Raw genomic sequence first — 15905 nt, 5'->3', positions numbered from 1 at the left:
TGAGACAGGACAGAGCATTGAAAGTGATCGGATTCGCCGGCTGGTCCGGCAGCGGCAAGACTTCGCTGATCGAGAAGGTCGTCGCGGTGCTGTGCGGGCGCGGCCTCGACGTGTCGCTGATCAAGCACGCGCACCATACGTTCGACATCGACCACGAGGGCAAGGACTCGTGGCGCCACCGCAACGCCGGCTGCCGCGAGGTGCTGGTCAGCTCGGGGCGGCGCTGGTCGCTGATGCACGAGCTGCGCGGCGACCCCGAGCTGCCGCTGGACGAGCTGCTGCAGAAACTCTCGCCCTGCGACCTCGTGCTGGTCGAGGGCTTCAAGTACGCGTCGATCCCGAAGATCGAGGTGCGTCGCACCGCAGTGCGCGAGGCGCCGTTCTACCTGCAGGATCCGCACATCGTCGCGGTTGCGACCGACGTCGAACTCGACACCGCGCTGCCGCAGCTCGACATCAACGACCCGCAGGCGGTCGCCGATTTCGTCGTGGATTACATGTTCAGGATGGCTCGGGCCTAGTCACGGGGGGGCGGCCGATCAGGGCCGGATCTCGCTGCAGGCTTGCTGGATCAGCTTCAAGCCCGTTCCGCCCAGGATCACGCCGACCGCCGCGGACAGGCGGTGGCAGTGCGTGGCGTACCAAGTCCGCACCGGGCCGCGTGAGAACAGGTAGGCGACCAGCCCGTACCAGCTCATCGCGTTCAGCAGGACGATCAGGACCGCTGCGCCGGCCAGCCAATGGGGCGGATCGGCGGGAAACGCCGCCGCAAAAATGCTGCCGAAGAACACAACGGCTTTCGGGTTCGTGAGATTGGTCAGCAAGCCGACGCGAAATGCGCGCTCGTGCCGGCCGATGCCGCAATCCGGCGCCGCGCGCGCGCGGGCGGACAGGCAGAACTTCGCGCCCAGCCACGTCAGATAGACGCCCCCCGCCGCCTGCATCGCCGCGCGGGCGTGCGGAAACGCGTCCAACAGGGCGCCGACACCGGATACCGCGAGGGCCGCCCAGACGACAGATCCCGTGGCGATGCCCGCGGCCGCGCGCGCCGCGGCACCGCGCATGCCGCCGGCCGCGACCTGCATCACGAGCACGGTGTTCGCGCCCGGCGTCAGCGTGGCGATGAGGTGCAGGATCCAGATCGTGGCGAGCGCAGCGGACATGGCGCTATCGACCCAGGCATTCAACGAGTGACTTGATCGACCCGCGCACGGCGGGGATCACGAGGACGAGGACAACGAGGTCGATCATGGCCAGGATCGGCAGGGGACTCTCCCACTTGTCCATGTTCGTCGTACGCCCGTAATAGGGCGGGCCGTCGCCGAATGCCTCGATGAGGGCATCGACGTTCACCCATCCGACGAACGCGAGTGACGCAATGCCCAATCCGAGGGTCAGCCAGGCGTCGAAGCGGTTCGCCATGGATGGATTCAGCGCTTTCCTCGCCACACCCAATATGTGCCGATCCACGCGAGAAGGACGGCTGCAGATGAGATCGTGAAGGTAACGATGAATTCGAGATCGCCGATCTCTTCAGCATTGGCGGCCTGATAATGCGAGTCAGCCCATTGCCACAGGGCCATGGGCAAGGACGGAAAGATCTCCGGGTTTGTAACCCACGCGCGAGAAATCAGTGCGGAAATGGCGAGCCAGGCCGTGAGACAAGAGACGGCGTACGAAAGTCTTTTCATCGTACGACCAGCTTGGCGTAGGCATTGAGGGCTCCGCCACGAACGGGTACCGGCTTCAGGCTTCGCAGTAGGTTGCGCAGGTGATGGAATTCGTCGGGCCTGTCGCTGACGATGCAACCCTTGCTTATACGGTACGGTCCCTTGGGGTGAAGCCGAAAGTTTCCGCGCTCGACCTCGTTGCAGTATGTCACGTCATCGATTCGGGTGTCGTCCGCATAGAGCGCAAACCAATCGGTACGCCCCTTGATGCGACTCCAAAGCGTGCCGAGCACGCCGCCGGCTTCCCGATCCACGATGTAATAGGTTCCAGGGGGGATGGGCCCTGCATTCGCAAGGCACGCCGACTCCCGGCGATTGACGTGAGGGGCTGATCCGGAAAACGCGTCAAACGACAATCCCCCAAGGCAGAAGGCGCTCATCGGATTGTCGTTCAACTCGAAACTGCACAGTCGCATCGTTGAGATTCCTGCAGGAGCGGGTGTCGCGTACGTCGATTCCGGCGTGATGTGCAGCTTCTCCGGTCGTACGTGTCAATGCCTTTGAAATAATGATATTAAGATAAACTGGCGGTGCATGCACGCGCTCTCCATGCGGATTCCGCTTGGCCGGAACGGGATGGAAGCCGTGACGATCAGGACGCAGCCAGCACCCGTCCCAGCGCCGTAAGTTCGTAGCCGCCCAGTTGGGCGGCGAGTTCGCGCATCTCGGCGCTGCCGAGGCGCGCGAGCAGGCGCTGGAAGAGGTGGCGGAAGTAGATTTCCTTCGGCAGCGCGAGGTCCAGCGCTTCCCAGCCCAGCGGCAGGAAGTCGAGGCCGAATTCGCTCGCGGTCGCGCGCGTGCCGGGGGTGCAGTCGGCGGCGTCGCGCACGAGGAGTGCCGCGGCTTCGCGCTCGCCGGCGACCGTCGCGACGGCGCTGCAGTCTTGCGGGCGCAGGCCGCGCGCCTTGAGCGCCGAGGCGAGGAAGTGCGCGGCGCCGGAACCGGCTTCGCGCATCGCCCAGCGGACGTCGAAGGCGGCGAGCGTCTCGAGCTGGTCGATGCCGAGGCCGGGACGCAGCAGCACGCCCTGCTCGCGCTGGCCGATGCGTACCAGCGTCCAGCGGGCGTGGCCGGGGTGGGCGCGCAGCAGCGTGGCGTGCAGGGCAGCGCTGTGCTGCGCGTCGCCCCAGTGCACGACGGAGATGTCGGCGCGGCGGCGCGCGAGCTGTTCGAGGCCGGGCAGGGTCGCAGTCGGGCTGTAGGCGACGAAGGCTTCGGCGCCGAGTTCGGCGGCCAGTGCGCGCACCGCCGCGGCGAGCAGTGGGTCGTCGCCGCCGGCGATCAGCAGCCGGTCGGCGAGCACGCCGCCGTGCGCCTGTTCGAGCAGCCAGTCGTCAAGGAGCCGCCGCGGAAAGAGCCACTTGCCGCCGACGCGCGCGGCCGGGACTTCTCCGCTGTTGGCGAGCTCGTAGAGCTTCTTCTCGTTGAGGTGCAGATAGGCCGCCGCCTGCTTCGCGGTGAGGCAGGGGCTCTGCGGCGCAAGGTGTTCGACGACTGGCGACTCGTGCGCGCTCATTGAACTACCCTCCTGTCGCTGCGCGGCGGAGGATCAGCTTTGCACAGCTGACCCGTTTCGCAGGCGCGGAGCAGAGCTCCGCGAAACCCCTGCTTCACCCTCCCCGAGGAAGGAGGAGCGCCCCCTTCGGGCGGCCGGGCGGGGACGCTCATCGTCCGACGTCGTCGAGCTCGTCGCGGGTGTTGATGTTGCGGAACGCGTCTTCCTCGTCGTCGAACTGCACTTCGACGACCTTCAGCGTCGCGTACCAGAAGTCGATCTTGCGTCCGCCGCCGGCGAGGAATTCGTCGAGGTGCGCCAGCACGTCGCGCCGGCACAGGCAGAACACCGGGTGGGGCTGGTCGAAGGTGCGCGCGACGGCGAGCTCGGCGTCGGCCTGCGTGAGGCCGCGATACAGACGTTCGACGAGATCCGCCGGCAGGAAGGGCGAATCGCAGGGCGCCGTCGCGACCAACGGATGCTGCGCCCGCGCGAGCGCTGCATGCAGCCCGGCGAGTGGGCCGGCGAAGCCGCCGATGTCGTCGGGGAAGACAGGGTAGCCGAAGGCGGCATAGCGTTCGGCGTTCTGGTTGGCGTTGATGATCAGCTCGTCGACCTGGGGGCCGAAGCGCTCGATCACCCATTCGGCCATCGGCCGCCCGCGCAGCTCGACCAGACCCTTGTCGACGCTGCCCATGCGCCGCCCCTGCCCGCCGGCGAGGATGACGCCGGTGATTTTTTCGCGCGTGCTCATCGCGTGAATCGCTCCTCGCCGGTGAATAGAAGGTAGTGCTTGCCCTGCGCGCGGCCGATCATCGTGAGGCCGATCTTGCGCGCGATGTCCCAGCCCATCTGCGTCAGGCCGGAGCGCGAGACGAGGAAGGGGATCCCCATCTGCGCGGTCTTGATGACCATCTCGGAGGTGAGCCGGCCGGTGGTGTAGAAGATCTTGTCGCCGCCGTCGAGTCCGTCCAGCCACATCTGCCCGGCGATCGCATCGACGGCGTTGTGGCGGCCGACGTCTTCTACGAACATCAGGATCTCGCAACCGTCTGCCGCGGGCCGCGCGAGCGCGCAGCCGTGCACGGCGCCGGCCTGCTTGTAGATCGATTCGTGGTGGCGCACCGCGTCCATCAGCGCGTACAGCGTCGCCTGCGTGAGTGTGCGGTCGGCCGGCAGGCGGATCGCGTCGATCTCGTCCATCAGCCCGCCGAACACCGTGCCCTGGCCGCAGCCGGTGGTGACGGTGCGGCTGCCGAGGCGCTCGTCGGCGTCCACCAGGCCGTTGCGCGTCTTCACCGCGACGGCATTGACCTCCCAGTCGACCTGCACCGCCTCGATGTCGTCGAGGCTCGCGACCAGGCGCTGGTTGCGCAGCCAGCCGATCGTCAGCGCCTCGGGCGCGGCGCCCAGGGTCATCAGCGTGACGATCTCGCGGCGGTCGACGTAGATCGTCAGCGGGAATTCGCCGGCGATCTGCGTCGGCACGTGTTCGCCGTTTTCGTCGACGGCCGGGATCGTCACCGTCAGCGGGTGGCTCGCGTGGCTCAGCAGCGGACGGCGCGGCGTGTCGGGGGCTGGGGGCATGGAGATGGACGGGTAGGTTCGAGGCACCATTCTAGCCGCAGGCGCCGGTCGCGAGGTTCGCCCGCCGCGGCCGCATCGCCTATCCTATGAGAGACCGAGTCACCCGGAGTTCGCCGCATGGACCACTTTCCCGTTGCCGTCATCATGGAGCGCCGCCGCCTGCAGAGCCGCTGGGCGGACGAGGCCTGGGAGGCCGTCGGCGTCGTGCCGGCCTTCGGTGACAACCCTGCGGCGACGCGTCAGCTGGTGGCCGAGACCGACCGCGACCAGTACCTCGTCGGCGGTTTCGCGCTGGAGCTGTTCCGCGACGAGGCGGACAACTACTTCCTCAACCTGAGCTCGCCGGTGCCCAAGGTGTTCGTGATGTGGCGCAAGGAGGACGGCGTCGCCAAGCCGCTCGTCGCCACCGTGAGCTACGGCGAGGCGGCGCGCCTGCTCGACTCGGGCGAGCAGGTCGACGGCGTCGCGATGCCGCGCGAGATCGCCGACTGGGTCGGTGCGTTCGTGAACCTGCACTACAAGCCGGCACCGCGCAAGAAGATCCGCCGCAACGACCCGCTGGCGCAGGACCGGGAGCAGGGATGAGCCGTTTCCTCGAACGCTGGTCGCGGCTGAAGCGCGGCGACGCTGCCTCGACCGAGCCCGTGGCCCCGGTGGTGCCGGCGGCCCCGGCCGAGCAAGATGTCCCCGCTCCCGTTGCGGGGCCGCCGGCTGAAACCGGGTCCCCGGTGTCGCACGCGGAAGCCGCGCTGCCGCCCATCGACAGCCTGGACCTCACGGCGGACTTCAGCGCCTTCATGAAGGAGGAGGTCAGCGAGTCGCTGCGCCGCGCGGCGCTGCGCAAGCTCTTCAGCGACCCGCACTTCCATTTCGAGCGCATGGACAAGCTCGATATCTACATCGACGATTACTCGGGCAGCGACCCGATCCCGGCCGACATGCTGCAGCGCCTGCGCCAGTTCGAGACGCTGCTCAAGGACGAGGAAGCCGAAGCTGCGGCTCCCGATGCGCCGGCGCCTGCAGCAAAGCGGGCGGCGGAGGGGGCACCCGGCGAGCCGCCCGCCGGAGCGGCGCAGGGAAGCGGGCACGGCGAAGCGCCGATGCCGGCCGGTAGCGGTGACGCCGCGGCCGCCGATAAGGCGTAACAAATGCGACATTTTGGGGACGCTGCGACTTTTAGTCCCGACTGACCCGATTCGGGGCGCTACGCTGCGGTAAATCGGCGATTCCTGCTCCGTTTTATTGCCGTTCCCTTGGTACGTCCTCTGCTTGGCCTGCTGCACCTCAATCAGGCAGGCAGACCATCCAAAGTGGAGAGACAGCTCAGGCTGTGCGACTGCAACCGCAGTTTCGCGGTCGATGAAAAAGCCCTCGCGGCGGGCACGGTGCCGCTCAAAGTCCATCACGAACTGTGCCGACGGGAGATCGGCGAGTTCGAGTCTGCGCTCGCGTGCGGCGACGTGCTCGTCGGCTGTACGCAGGAGGCTGCGCTGTTCGCCGAGGTGGCGGCGGAGCGGCCGACGGCGCGCATCGACTTCTTCAACCTGCGCGAGAACGCCGGCTGGTCCGCCGAAGGCCGGGGCGCGACGCCCAAGATGGCGGCGCTGATCGCCGCGGCGATGCTGCCCGAGCCGGAACCGGTCGCGGGCGTGACGCTCGCGGCGGGCAATCAGCTGCTGATCGTCGGCGAGGCGGGCGCGGCGCTGGGCTGGGCCGAGCGGCTGACGGCACGCTTCGACGTGTCCGTGCTGCTCACCGGCATGAGCCGCGATGCCGAACTGCCGACCGAACGGCGCTACCCGGTGTGGTCCGGCGCGGGCGTGACGCTCACCGGCCACCTCGGCGCCTTCGACGCCGCGTGGACGCAGCAGAACCCCATCGACCTCGATCTGTGCGTGCGCTGCAACGCCTGTATCCGCGCCTGTCCCGAGGGCGCGATCGGCTGGGACTACCAGGTCGACGCTGCGCGCTGCCGCTCGCACCGGGCGTGCGTGACGGCCTGCGGCACGGTCGGCGCGATCGATTTTGCGCGCACCGACACGCGCCGCGAAGGACGCTTCGACCTCGTGCTGGACCTCTCGGCCGAACCGCTCATCAAGCGCGTCGAGCCGCCGCAGGGCTACGCCGCGCCGGGGCGCGACCCGCTCGACCAGGCGCTCGCGGCGCAGGCGCTGGGCGATCTCATGGGCGAATTCGAGAAGCCGCGCTACGTCGCGCTCGACCCCAAGCTGTGCGCGCACAGCCGCTCGCGCAAGACCGGCTGCACGGCGTGCATCGAGTCCTGTGCGGCGGAGGCGATCGCGTCGGCGGGCGACACGGTGCGCGTCGATCCTTACCTGTGCCAGGGCTGTGGCACCTGTTCGACGGTGTGTCCGACGGGCGCGCTCGCGTCGCAGTATCCGCGCGTCGAGGACCTCGGTCTGCGCGTGAAGACGGTGCTGGCGCGTTATCGCGAAGCCGGCGGCGAGGCGCCCGCGCTGCTGTTCCATTCCGCCGAGGCCGGCCGCGCGCTGATCGACCGGCTCGCGCGCCGCGGCAAGGGTCTGCCGGCGCGCGTGATCCCGTTCGAGACCTGGAGCGCCGATGCGGTGGGCCTCGACCTGATGCTCGGCAGCCTCGCGCTCGGCGCCTGCCAGGTCGCCGTGCTCGCGGCCGGCACGCACGACGCGACGCCGCTGCGCGCGCAGGCCGCGCATGCGCAGACGATCCTCGCGGGTCTCGGTTATGGCGGCGCGCACGTCCGCGTGATCGATGCCGGCGACTGGTCCGAACTCGAAGCCGCGCTGTGGGACTGGACGCCCGCGCAGGGCGTGAGCCGCCCGGCGACTTTCCGCCTCGTGGCGCGCAAGCGCGACACGCTGGACTTCGCGCTGCGCCACCTGCACGCGCTGGCACCGGTGCCGGTCGCCGAGATTCCGCTGCAGGCCGGCGCCCCCTTCGGCGCCGTCGCCGTCAGCGATGCCTGCACGCTGTGCATGTCCTGCGTCGGCGTCTGTCCGACCGGGGCGCTCAGCGCCGCGACGGACGCGATGCGCCTCGGCTTTCTCGAGAAGAGCTGCGTGCAGTGCGGACTGTGCGCGAGCTCCTGTCCCGAGAACGCCATCGCGCTCACGCCGCGCCTGCTGCTCGACGACGCGGCGCGCCGCGTGGTGCCGTTGAAGGAAGCCGAGATCTTCCATTGCGTGCGCTGCGGCGCGGCGATGGGCGCGAAGCCGATCATCGACACGATGCTTGCGCGCCTGGCCGGCCACTCGATGTTCGCGAGCGAGGCGCAGCGCCGGCGCCTGCAGATGTGCGCCGATTGCCGCGTGATCGACCTGATGGAAAACGAGAACGGCACCAAAGCCTGGGACATGACCGAATGAACGCCCCTGCCACGATTTTCCAGCCGCAGCACCCGACGCCCGGCGACGGGCCGGTGCTCACCGACGAGGACCGCGCGCGTGCGCACCACTACGCGCTGCTGGGCAACCTGTTCTTCGCCGCGCCGGAGGCGCCGCTGCTCGCCGCGCTGGAGGCCTCGGCGCGGGTGCTCGGCAGCGGCGACACGCCGTTCGCGGCCGCCTGGGCGGTGCTCGGCGAGATCGCCGCGGGCAGCGAAGCGGCCGCCGTGCATGACGAATACGACACCCTGTTCTACGGCATCGGCCGGCCCGACGTGATGCTCTTCGGGTCCTTCTACCTCGCGGGCTTCCTGATGGAGGAGCCACTCGCCGAGCTGCGCGACGACCTCGCCGAACTGGGCCTCGCGCGCCGTCCCGGCGTCGCCGAGACCGAGGACCACATCGCCGCGCTCGCCGAGGTCATGCGCCACCTCGTGCTCACCGGCCCCGACGAGGCCGGCCTCGCGCGGCAGCGCCGCTTTTTCATCCGTCACCTGCAGCCCTGGTACGCGCGCCTCGCCGACGCGCTCGCCGCGGCGCCGCAGGCACGGTTCTATGCCCGCGCCGGTGCGCTGATGCGGGCGTTTTTCGACATCGAGAGCGAAGCTTTCGCAATGGAGTAGGTCGCTCCCGGTCCGCGGGACCGGCCACGCGATCCGATACGGGAGAAGGACCATGGAAGACAAGAAATCCGGCCTGCAGCGCCGTCATTTCCTGCTGACCCTCGGCGCCGGCGGCGCCGCGGCCGCGGCGGCCGTCGCGACCGTTGCCGGCAAGCCGGCCGCGGTCGCCGCCCCGCTCGCGCAGGCGGCGGGCGAAACCGGGGCGGAACGCGGCGTCAGCGAGCACGCGCGCAACTACTACCGCACTGCGCGCATCTAGGCGGGGGGACAGGCGATGCTTACGAGGAAATCCACCCAGGCGACGGGCGCGGCCCGTCAGCTGCGCAGCTCGGCGGCGCGGCACTTCGGCCAGACCATGGACCGGCGCACCTTCCTCAAGCGCTCGGGCCTCGGCGTGGGCGCCGGCGCGCTGGCGGCGCAGCTGCCCTACCACCTGATCGGCAGCGCCGATGCGGCGAGCCCCGAAGCGGCGGGCGCGCCCGGCGACACGACCGTGCGCCGCACCGTGTGCAGCCACTGCTCGGTCGGCTGCGCGATCGACGCGGTGGTCAAGAACGGCGTGTGGATCCGCCAGGAGCCGGTGTTCGACTCGCCGATCAACCTCGGCGCGCACTGCGCCAAGGGAGCGTCGATCCGCGAGCACGGCCACGGCGAGCACCGCCTGAAGTACCCGATGAAGCTCGTCGACGGCAAGTACCAGAAGATCACGTGGGACCAGGCGATCCAGGAAGTGGGCGACCGCCTGCTGAAGATCCGTGAGGAGTCCGGCCCCGACGCGGTGTACTGGATCGGCTCGTCGAAGCACAGCAACGAGCAGGCCTATCTGCTGCGCAAGTTCGTGTCCTTCTTCGGCACGAACAACATGGACCACCAGGCGCGCATCTGCCATTCGACCACCGTCGCCGGCGTCGCCAACACCTGGGGTTACGGCGCGATGACGAACTCCTACAACGACATGCAGAACGCGAAGGCGATGCTGTTCATCGGCTCCAACGCCGCCGAGGCGCATCCGGTGTCGCTGCTGCACATCCTGCACGCCAAGGAGAACGGGTCGAAGATGGTCGTCGTCGACCCGCGCTTCACGCGTACCGCGGCGAAGGCCGATTACTACGTGCGCATCCGCTCGGGCACCGATATCCCCTTCATCTGGGGCATGCTGTACCACATCTTCCAGAACGGCTGGGAAGACAAGGAATACATCCGCCAGCGCGTGTACGGCCTCGACAAGGTGCGCGAGGAAGTCGCGAAGTGGACCCCGGACAAGGTGCAGGAAGTCACCGGCATCCCCGAGGAGCAGGTGCGTACGGTCGCCGAGACGCTGGCCAAGAACCGCCCCTCGACCGTCGTGTGGTGCATGGGCCAGACCCAGCACACCGTCGGCAACGCCAACGTGCGCGCGATGTGCATCCTGCAGCTGGTGCTCGGCAACGTCGGCGTGTCGGGCGGCGGCACCAACATCTTCCGCGGCCACGACAACGTGCAGGGCGCGACCGACGTCGGCCCCAACCCCGACTCCCTGCCCGGCTACTACGGCCTCGCCGCGGGCTCGTGGAAGCACTGGTGCAAGGTGTGGGGCGTCGACTACGAGTGGGTCAAGGCGCGCTACAAGTCGGAAGACTTGATGACCAAGTCGGGCATCACCGTGTCGCGCTGGATCGACGGCGTGCTCGAGAACCCGGAACTCATCGACCAGCCCAACGGCAACCTGCGCGCGGTCGTGTACTGGGGCCATGCGCCGAACTCGCAGACGCGCGGCGCCGAGATGGTCGAGGCGATGAAGAAGCTCGACACGCTGGTCGTCATCGACCCCTATCCGTCGGCCACCGCGTCGATGGCGGCGATGGTCAGGAAGGACGGCGTGTATCTGCTGCCGGCGTGCACCCAGTTCGAGACCTCGGGTTCGGTCACCGCGTCGAACCGCTCGCTGCAGTGGCGCGAGAAGGTCATCGAGCCGCTGTTCGAGTCCAAGCCCGACCACACCATCATGTACGCCTTCGCGAAGAAGTTCGGCTTCGCCGACGAACTGGTGAAGAACATCCCGCTGGTGAAGGACAAGCAGGGCTGGGACGAGCCGGTGCCCGAGGACATCCTGCGCGAGATCAACCGCGGCACCTTCACGATCGGCTACAGCGGCCAGTCGCCCGAGCGGCTGAAGCTGCACATGCAGAACATGGCGACCTTCGACGTGAAGACGCTGCGCGCCAACGGCGGCCCGTGCGACGGCGAATACTTCGGCCTGCCGTGGCCGTGCTACGGCACGCCCGAGCTCAAGCATCCCGGCACGCCCAACCTGTACGACACGTCGAAGCACGTGATGGAAGGCGGCGGCAACTTCCGCGCCAACTTCGGCGTCGAGCGCGACGGCGTGTCGCTGCTCGCCGAGGAAGGCTCCGCCTCCAAGGGTGCCGAGCTGCAGATGGGCTATCCCGAGTTCGACGACGTGCTGCTGAAGAAGCTCGGCTGGTGGGACGAGCTCACCGACGCCGAGAAGGCCGCCGCCGAAGGCAAGAACTGGAAGACCGACCTCTCGGGCGGCATCATCCGCGTCGCGATGAAGAACCACGGCATGCACCCCTTCGGCAACGCCAAGGCGCGCGCGCTGGTGTGGAACTTCCCCGATCCGGTGCCGCTGCACCGCGAGCCGATCTATTCGCCGCGTCCGGATCTGGTCGAGAAGTACCCCACGCACGACGACAAGATGAAGTTCTGGCGCCTGCCGACGCTGTACAAGTCGCTCCAGGACAAGGTCAAGGACATCTCCAAGGAGTATCCGCTGATCATGACCTCGGGGCGTCTCGTCGAGTACGAGGGCGGCGGTGAGGAAACGCGCTCCAACCCGTGGCTCGCCGAGCTGCAGCAGGAGATGTTCGCCGAGGTCAATCCGAAGGACGCCAACGACGCCGGCTTCCGCAACGGCGACTACATCTGGGTCGAGTCGCCGACCAAGGCCAAGCTGAAAGTGCGCGCCCAGGTCACGCAGCGCGTCGCGCCGGGCACCGTGTTCCTGCCCTTCCACTTCTCCGGCTGGTGGCAGGGCAAGGACATGCTCGAGTTCTACCCCGAAGGCGCGGCGCCGATCGTGCGCGGCGAGGCGGTCAACACCGCCACGACCTACGGCTACGACTCGGTGACGATGATGCAGGAAACCAAGACCACCCTGTGCCGCGTATCGAAGGCCTGAACAAGGGGACAAACAAATGGCACGCATGAAATTCCTGTGTGACGCCGAGCGCTGCATCGAGTGCAACAGCTGCGTCACCGCCTGCAAGAACGAGCACGAGGTGCCGTGGGGCGTGAACCGCCGGCGCGTCGTCACGATCAACGACGGGGTGCCCGGCGAGCGTTCGATGTCGGTCGCCTGCATGCACTGCTCGGATGCGCCGTGCATCGCGGTGTGCCCGACCAACGTGATCTACCAGACCGAGGAAGGCGTCGTCCTGCACGACAAGGACGGCTGCATCGGCTGCGGCTACTGCTTCTACGCCTGTCCCTTCGGCGCGCCGCAGTTCCCCAACGGTCCGGCGGCCTTCGGTGCGCGCGGCAAGATGGACAAATGCACCTTCTGCGCCGGCGGCCCGGAGGAAAACGGCTCGCAGGCCGAACTCGAGAAGTACGGCCGCAACCGCCTCGCCGAAGGCAAGCTGCCGCTGTGCGCCGAGATGTGCTCGACCAAGGCGCTGCTCGGCGGCGATGCGACCGAGATCTCCGACATCTTCCGCGACCGCGTCCTGCGCCGCGGCAAGGGCGTCGAGGCGTGGGGCTGGATGACCGCCTACGGCAAGGAAAAGGAGGGGGCGAAATGAAAGCGCGCATTCCGTACGTGATCGCCGCCGTGTGCGCGGCGACCCTCCTCGCGGGCTGCGGCGAGCGGCCGCAGGTCGGGAAGCTGGAACAGGGCAGATATGCCGGCAAGGCCGACACCCGGCCGTGGGAGGGCGGCACGTTCAAGGGCGACAAGGGCGCCTGGGAGCAGGCCGAACGCAACCGCGTCCGCGCGCAGAACGAATACAAGCGTGTCGAATGAGGAGGCGGCCATGAGCACAATCCTCGGACGGCGCAGCGGCTTCGGACTGCTGCTGGCGCTGGTGGCGTGGCTGTTCATGCTGGGCAGCGGGTCGGTGCTGGCCCAGGCCGGTCCGGCCGCCGCGCAGGTCGAACGCCAGCAGACGCAGCCGCTCAACAACGCGCCGGTGTGGCGCGAGGTGCGTTCCGGCGAGGCGCACTTCACCACCGTGCGCGGCCCCGAAACCGGCGTGCTGATCCAGACCGAAGGCCAGGCGTGGCGCCAGTGGCGCAACGGCCCGATCACGTTCTGGGGCGGCGTCCTGCTGCTGGTCGTGCCCACCGCGATCGGGCTGTTCTTCGCGGTCAAGGGCGCGGTCAAGCTGCACGGCGCACCGACCGGGCGCAGGATGCAGCGCTTCAGCACCTTCGAGCGCGTCGTGCACTGGGGCACCGCGATCAGCTTCGTCGTGCTCGGGATCACCGGCGTGTGCATCCTGTTCGGCAAGCACTTCATCGAGCCGGTGTTCGGCAACGCGGTGCTCGGCGGGCTGCTGTGGGCGGGCAAGACCGTGCATAACTACGTCGGCCCGGTGTTCGGCGTGTTCACGCTACTGATGATTCTCGCCTTCCTGCGCGACAACGTCTGGCAGGCGATCGACAGCGTGTGGATCCGCAAGGCCGGCGGCATCGCCAGCGGCGAGCACGTGCCTTCGGGGCGCTTCAACTTCGGCGAGAAGACCTGGTTCTGGATCGGCGTGACCTTCCTCGGCCTGATCGTCGCCGGCTCCGGCCTCGTGATGGACTTTCCCAACTTCGGCCAGACGCGCGCGACGATGCAGCTCGCGAACATCATCCACGGCGTCGGCGCGATCCTCCTGATCGCCCTGTCGCTGGGCCATATCTACATGGGCACGATAGGCGTCGAAGGTGCATACCAGTCGATGAAGACCGGCTACGTCGACGAGACCTGGGCGAAGGAGCACCACGAGTTCTGGTACGACGAGGTCAAGGCCGGCCGCTCGGGCCGTCCCTGAGCCGCGGCATGCGGGAGGCGCGCCCCGCGGCCGCCTCCCGCGAAGACCCCTCCGTCCGCGCGGTTCCCCTGCGCGGAATTCCCGACTAGACTGATTCGATAAGGCCGGCGCCCGCCGCCGGCTCCGACATCTCAACGGAGGAGACGTACCCATGAGCACCGTGACCCTGGGCGGCAACCCGATCGAAGTCGCCGGCAAATTCCCGCAGAAGGGTGACAGCGTTCCGCCGCTGTCGCTGGTCGGCGCGGACCTCAAGGACGTGACGCTCGCCGACTACGCCGGCAAGCGCAAGGTCCTCAACATCGTCCCCAGTCTCGACACCCCGACCTGCGCGACCTCGACGCGCAAGTTCAACGCCGAAGCCGGCAAGCTCGACAACACCGTCGTGCTGATCGTCTCCGCCGACCTGCCCTTCGCGTCGAAGCGCTTCTGCGTCGCCGAAGGGCTGGAGAACGTCGTCACGCTGTCGACCATGCGCGGGTGCAACTTCATGAAGGACTACGGCGTCGAGATCGCCTCCGGCCCGCTCGCGGGCGTCACCGCGCGTGCCGTTGTCGTGCTCGATGCCGACAACAAGGTGCTGCATTCGCAGCTCGTCGGCGAGATCAAGGACGAACCCGACTACGCGGCGGCACTCGCGGCGCTGAAGTAGGCGCCCCTCGGGAATCCGCTGGCGCAATTGGGTTTATCATGCCCGGATGGCGCGCGACCGGTTTCCGGTCGCCTCGCCGTTCCGCATCCGGCTGGCGGAAACAGCCGCTTCCCGATCCGTCGCCCGATGTAACGAGATGCCGGACCCACTTCCGAAAGTCGGCGTCGAACAACTGCAGGTAGGCATGTTCGTGTCTCTGGACATGCCTTGGCTCGACCACCCCTTCCTGGTCAATTCCTTCCGCATCAGCAGCGAGAAGCAGCTGCGGGCCCTGCGCGAACTCGGCCTGCCCCGCATCGCCTACGATCCCGCACGTTCGGCGGTCGGGCCGCGCGAGTCGGCAGGCGCCCCGCCGGCGCCGCCCGCATCCGCGCCCGGACCGGACAGCGGGACCCTGATCGAGGCCAAGCGCCGGGGCGCAACGCGCATGGTGGAGCGGCGCGAACTCATCCGCAGCTGCGAGAAGGCCTACGGGGAATGCGTCGATTCGACGCGGAACCTGATCGCCGACCTGCTGCGCGAGCCCGCCGCGGCCACCGCACTGGCCGGTGCCATGGTCGGGGAGCTCACATCGACCTTCCTCGAGGACGCAGGCGCGACCGTGATGCTGGTCGCCTCGCGCAAGCGCGACGATGCGACGCACCAGCACGCGCTCAACGTCATGATCCTGACGATGATCCTCGCGAAGGGGCTGGGGCTGAAGCGCGAGGTGTTCGAGGCGGCCGGCATGGGCGCGCTGCTGCACGACATCGGCGCCAAGCGGATCAATCCCATCGTGCTGCGCACCAAGGAACGCAGCCGTCCGGAAGAGTCGCTCTACCGCATGCACGGCGAATACGGGCTGCAGATCGTCGGCAAGCACGTCTCGGCCCCGGTGTGCGCGATCATCCGCGAACATCACGAATGCGTGGACGGCAGCGGTTTCCCGGCCGGCCGCAAGGGCCCGGACATCAACCCGCTGGCGCGCATGGTCGCGATCGCGAACCGCTACGACAACCTGTGCAATCCCCACTCGCTCGCCGAGGCCCTGACGCCCGCGGAAGCGCTATCGCAGATGTACGCGCGCGAGTCCGCGCATTTCGACCCCTTCATGCTGTCGACCTTCATCAAGGAGCTGGGGATCTATCCGCCCGGCTCCTTCGTACGCCTGTCGACCGGCTCGATCGCGATCGTCGTCGCGGTCACGCGGGGCAACACGCTCAAGCCGACCGTGCTGGTATACGAACCGGGCGTGCCGCGCCGCGATGCGCTGGTGCTGAGCCTGGCCGACTCCGACGAGGTCACGATCGACGCCGTGCTCAAGCCGCGCGCGCTGCAGCGCGAAATCGTCGATTACCTCAACCCGCGCATGAACCTCGCGTACTTCGCGCAGCGCGCGCACGGGTGACGCAGCGCC

19 protein-coding genes are annotated in these 15905 nt (G+C 68.4%); 12 read left to right on the top strand and 7 right to left on the bottom strand.

Annotated elements, in window-relative coordinates:
• Window positions 1-17 precede the first annotated feature (17 nt).
• On the top strand, window positions 18-521 hold the full coding sequence (mobB, locus tag BW991_RS12275) for a molybdopterin-guanine dinucleotide biosynthesis protein B (RefSeq protein WP_076602406.1): 504 nt from the start codon (window positions 18-20) through the stop codon (window positions 519-521).
• An 18-nt stretch (window positions 522-539) separates the two neighbouring features.
• Here mobB and BW991_RS12270 read toward each other — a convergent pair whose 3' ends face one another.
• From BW991_RS12270 to BW991_RS12240, 7 genes are all read right to left on the bottom strand, one after another.
• Window positions 540-1163, bottom strand: coding sequence for a LysE family translocator (locus BW991_RS12270; RefSeq protein ID WP_076602405.1), 624 nt, complete (start codon window positions 1161-1163; stop codon window positions 540-542).
• Between the two features lie 4 nt (window positions 1164-1167).
• Complete coding sequence (locus tag BW991_RS12265) at window positions 1168-1422, bottom strand: hypothetical protein (RefSeq protein ID WP_076602404.1); 255 nt, start codon at window positions 1420-1422, stop codon at window positions 1168-1170.
• Window positions 1423-1430: 8 nt separating this feature from the next.
• Entirely contained in the window at window positions 1431-1691 is a 261-nt protein-coding gene (locus tag BW991_RS12260; RefSeq protein WP_076602403.1) for a hypothetical protein, read from the bottom strand.
• A complete protein-coding gene (locus tag BW991_RS12255; RefSeq protein ID WP_076602402.1) occupies window positions 1688-2146 on the bottom strand; it encodes a DUF2778 domain-containing protein in 459 nt (152 codons plus the stop codon). The genes BW991_RS12260 and BW991_RS12255 overlap by 4 nt, the downstream gene beginning before the upstream one ends.
• Window positions 2147-2322: 176 nt before the next feature.
• Window positions 2323-3246, bottom strand: coding sequence for a helix-turn-helix transcriptional regulator (locus tag BW991_RS12250; protein WP_076602401.1), 924 nt, complete (start codon window positions 3244-3246; stop codon window positions 2323-2325).
• A gap of 148 nt (window positions 3247-3394) precedes the next feature.
• The gene (gene mobA / locus BW991_RS12245) at window positions 3395-3979 is read right to left on the bottom strand and encodes a molybdenum cofactor guanylyltransferase MobA (protein ID WP_076602400.1); all 585 of its coding nucleotides are present in this window, start codon (window positions 3977-3979) and stop codon (window positions 3395-3397) included.
• Window positions 3976-4812 (bottom strand): formate dehydrogenase accessory sulfurtransferase FdhD, encoded by an 837-nt coding sequence (locus BW991_RS12240; protein ID WP_076602399.1) that lies wholly within the window; start codon window positions 4810-4812, stop codon window positions 3976-3978. Before BW991_RS12240 ends, mobA begins: the two co-directional genes overlap by 4 nt.
• 117 nt (window positions 4813-4929) lie before the next feature.
• Between BW991_RS12240 and BW991_RS12235 the strand changes: the two genes are divergently transcribed.
• The 11 genes from BW991_RS12235 (at window position 4930) to BW991_RS12185 (ending at window position 15896) form a co-directional block, all read left to right on the top strand.
• Window positions 4930-5397, top strand: coding sequence for a DUF3305 domain-containing protein (locus BW991_RS12235; RefSeq protein ID WP_076602398.1), 468 nt, complete (start codon window positions 4930-4932; stop codon window positions 5395-5397).
• A complete protein-coding gene (locus tag BW991_RS12230; RefSeq protein WP_076602397.1) occupies window positions 5394-5957 on the top strand; it encodes a DUF3306 domain-containing protein in 564 nt (187 codons plus the stop codon). Before BW991_RS12235 ends, BW991_RS12230 begins: the two co-directional genes overlap by 4 nt.
• Before the next feature lie 165 nt (window positions 5958-6122).
• The gene (locus tag BW991_RS12225) at window positions 6123-8177 is read left to right on the top strand and encodes a 4Fe-4S binding protein (RefSeq protein ID WP_076602396.1); all 2055 of its coding nucleotides are present in this window, start codon (window positions 6123-6125) and stop codon (window positions 8175-8177) included.
• The gene (locus tag BW991_RS12220) at window positions 8174-8818 is read left to right on the top strand and encodes a TorD/DmsD family molecular chaperone (RefSeq protein ID WP_076602395.1); all 645 of its coding nucleotides are present in this window, start codon (window positions 8174-8176) and stop codon (window positions 8816-8818) included. The genes BW991_RS12225 and BW991_RS12220 overlap by 4 nt, the downstream gene beginning before the upstream one ends.
• Before the next feature lie 52 nt (window positions 8819-8870).
• On the top strand, window positions 8871-9077 hold the full coding sequence (locus BW991_RS12215) for a hypothetical protein (RefSeq protein ID WP_076602394.1): 207 nt from the start codon (window positions 8871-8873) through the stop codon (window positions 9075-9077).
• 15 nt (window positions 9078-9092) lie between these two features.
• Window positions 9093-11999 carry a molybdopterin-dependent oxidoreductase gene (locus tag BW991_RS12210; RefSeq protein WP_076602393.1) on the top strand — a complete coding sequence of 969 codons (2907 nt, stop codon included), beginning with the start codon at window positions 9093-9095 and terminating at the stop codon, window positions 11997-11999.
• A gap of 16 nt (window positions 12000-12015) precedes the next feature.
• Window positions 12016-12621 (top strand): formate dehydrogenase FDH3 subunit beta, encoded by a 606-nt coding sequence (gene fdh3B / locus BW991_RS12205; RefSeq protein WP_076602392.1) that lies wholly within the window; start codon window positions 12016-12018, stop codon window positions 12619-12621.
• The gene (locus tag BW991_RS12200) at window positions 12618-12842 is read left to right on the top strand and encodes a hypothetical protein (RefSeq protein WP_076602391.1); all 225 of its coding nucleotides are present in this window, start codon (window positions 12618-12620) and stop codon (window positions 12840-12842) included. Before fdh3B ends, BW991_RS12200 begins: the two co-directional genes overlap by 4 nt.
• Window positions 12843-12852: 10 nt before the next feature.
• On the top strand, window positions 12853-13857 hold the full coding sequence (locus BW991_RS12195) for a formate dehydrogenase subunit gamma (protein ID WP_076602390.1): 1005 nt from the start codon (window positions 12853-12855) through the stop codon (window positions 13855-13857).
• A gap of 151 nt (window positions 13858-14008) precedes the next feature.
• A complete protein-coding gene (gene tpx / locus BW991_RS12190) occupies window positions 14009-14509 on the top strand; it encodes a thiol peroxidase (protein ID WP_076602389.1) in 501 nt (166 codons plus the stop codon).
• A 184-nt stretch (window positions 14510-14693) separates the two neighbouring features.
• Complete coding sequence (locus BW991_RS12185) at window positions 14694-15896, top strand: HD-GYP domain-containing protein (protein ID WP_244551678.1); 1203 nt, start codon at window positions 14694-14696, stop codon at window positions 15894-15896.
• Window positions 15897-15905: the final 9 nt, after the last annotated feature.

Origin of the sequence: Aromatoleum tolulyticum (assembly GCF_900156155.1) — a bacterium.
GTDB lineage: Bacteria > Pseudomonadota > Gammaproteobacteria > Burkholderiales > Rhodocyclaceae > Aromatoleum > Aromatoleum tolulyticum.
Note: the sequence above shows the minus strand (reverse complement) of the source record. Positions and strands in the feature narration are given on the sequence as shown.

Excerpts from the sequence above, each read along its gene's own strand:
- BW991_RS12270 (WP_076602405.1), bottom strand. The coding sequence starts at position 1,163 with ATGTCCGCTGCGCTCGCCACGATCTGGATCCTGCACCTCATCGCCACG.
- BW991_RS12265 (WP_076602404.1), bottom strand. The coding sequence starts at position 1,422 with ATGGCGAACCGCTTCGACGCCTGGCTGACCCTCGGATTGGGCATTGCG.
- BW991_RS12260 (WP_076602403.1), bottom strand. The coding sequence starts at position 1,691 with ATGAAAAGACTTTCGTACGCCGTCTCTTGTCTCACGGCCTGGCTCGCC.
- BW991_RS12255 (WP_076602402.1), bottom strand. The coding sequence starts at position 2,146 with ATGCGACTGTGCAGTTTCGAGTTGAACGACAATCCGATGAGCGCCTTC.
- BW991_RS12250 (WP_076602401.1), bottom strand. The coding sequence starts at position 3,246 with ATGAGCGCGCACGAGTCGCCAGTCGTCGAACACCTTGCGCCGCAGAGC.
- mobA (WP_076602400.1), bottom strand. The coding sequence starts at position 3,979 with ATGAGCACGCGCGAAAAAATCACCGGCGTCATCCTCGCCGGCGGGCAG.
- BW991_RS12240 (WP_076602399.1), bottom strand. The coding sequence starts at position 4,812 with ATGCCCCCAGCCCCCGACACGCCGCGCCGTCCGCTGCTGAGCCACGCG.
- BW991_RS12235 (WP_076602398.1), top strand. The coding sequence starts at position 4,930 with ATGGACCACTTTCCCGTTGCCGTCATCATGGAGCGCCGCCGCCTGCAG.
- BW991_RS12230 (WP_076602397.1), top strand. The coding sequence starts at position 5,394 with ATGAGCCGTTTCCTCGAACGCTGGTCGCGGCTGAAGCGCGGCGACGCT.
- BW991_RS12220 (WP_076602395.1), top strand. The coding sequence starts at position 8,174 with ATGAACGCCCCTGCCACGATTTTCCAGCCGCAGCACCCGACGCCCGGC.
- BW991_RS12215 (WP_076602394.1), top strand. The coding sequence starts at position 8,871 with ATGGAAGACAAGAAATCCGGCCTGCAGCGCCGTCATTTCCTGCTGACC.
- BW991_RS12210 (WP_076602393.1), top strand. The coding sequence starts at position 9,093 with ATGCTTACGAGGAAATCCACCCAGGCGACGGGCGCGGCCCGTCAGCTG.
- fdh3B (WP_076602392.1), top strand. The coding sequence starts at position 12,016 with ATGGCACGCATGAAATTCCTGTGTGACGCCGAGCGCTGCATCGAGTGC.
- BW991_RS12200 (WP_076602391.1), top strand. The coding sequence starts at position 12,618 with ATGAAAGCGCGCATTCCGTACGTGATCGCCGCCGTGTGCGCGGCGACC.
- BW991_RS12195 (WP_076602390.1), top strand. The coding sequence starts at position 12,853 with ATGAGCACAATCCTCGGACGGCGCAGCGGCTTCGGACTGCTGCTGGCG.
- tpx (WP_076602389.1), top strand. The coding sequence starts at position 14,009 with ATGAGCACCGTGACCCTGGGCGGCAACCCGATCGAAGTCGCCGGCAAA.
- BW991_RS12185 (WP_244551678.1), top strand. The coding sequence starts at position 14,694 with ATGTTCGTGTCTCTGGACATGCCTTGGCTCGACCACCCCTTCCTGGTC.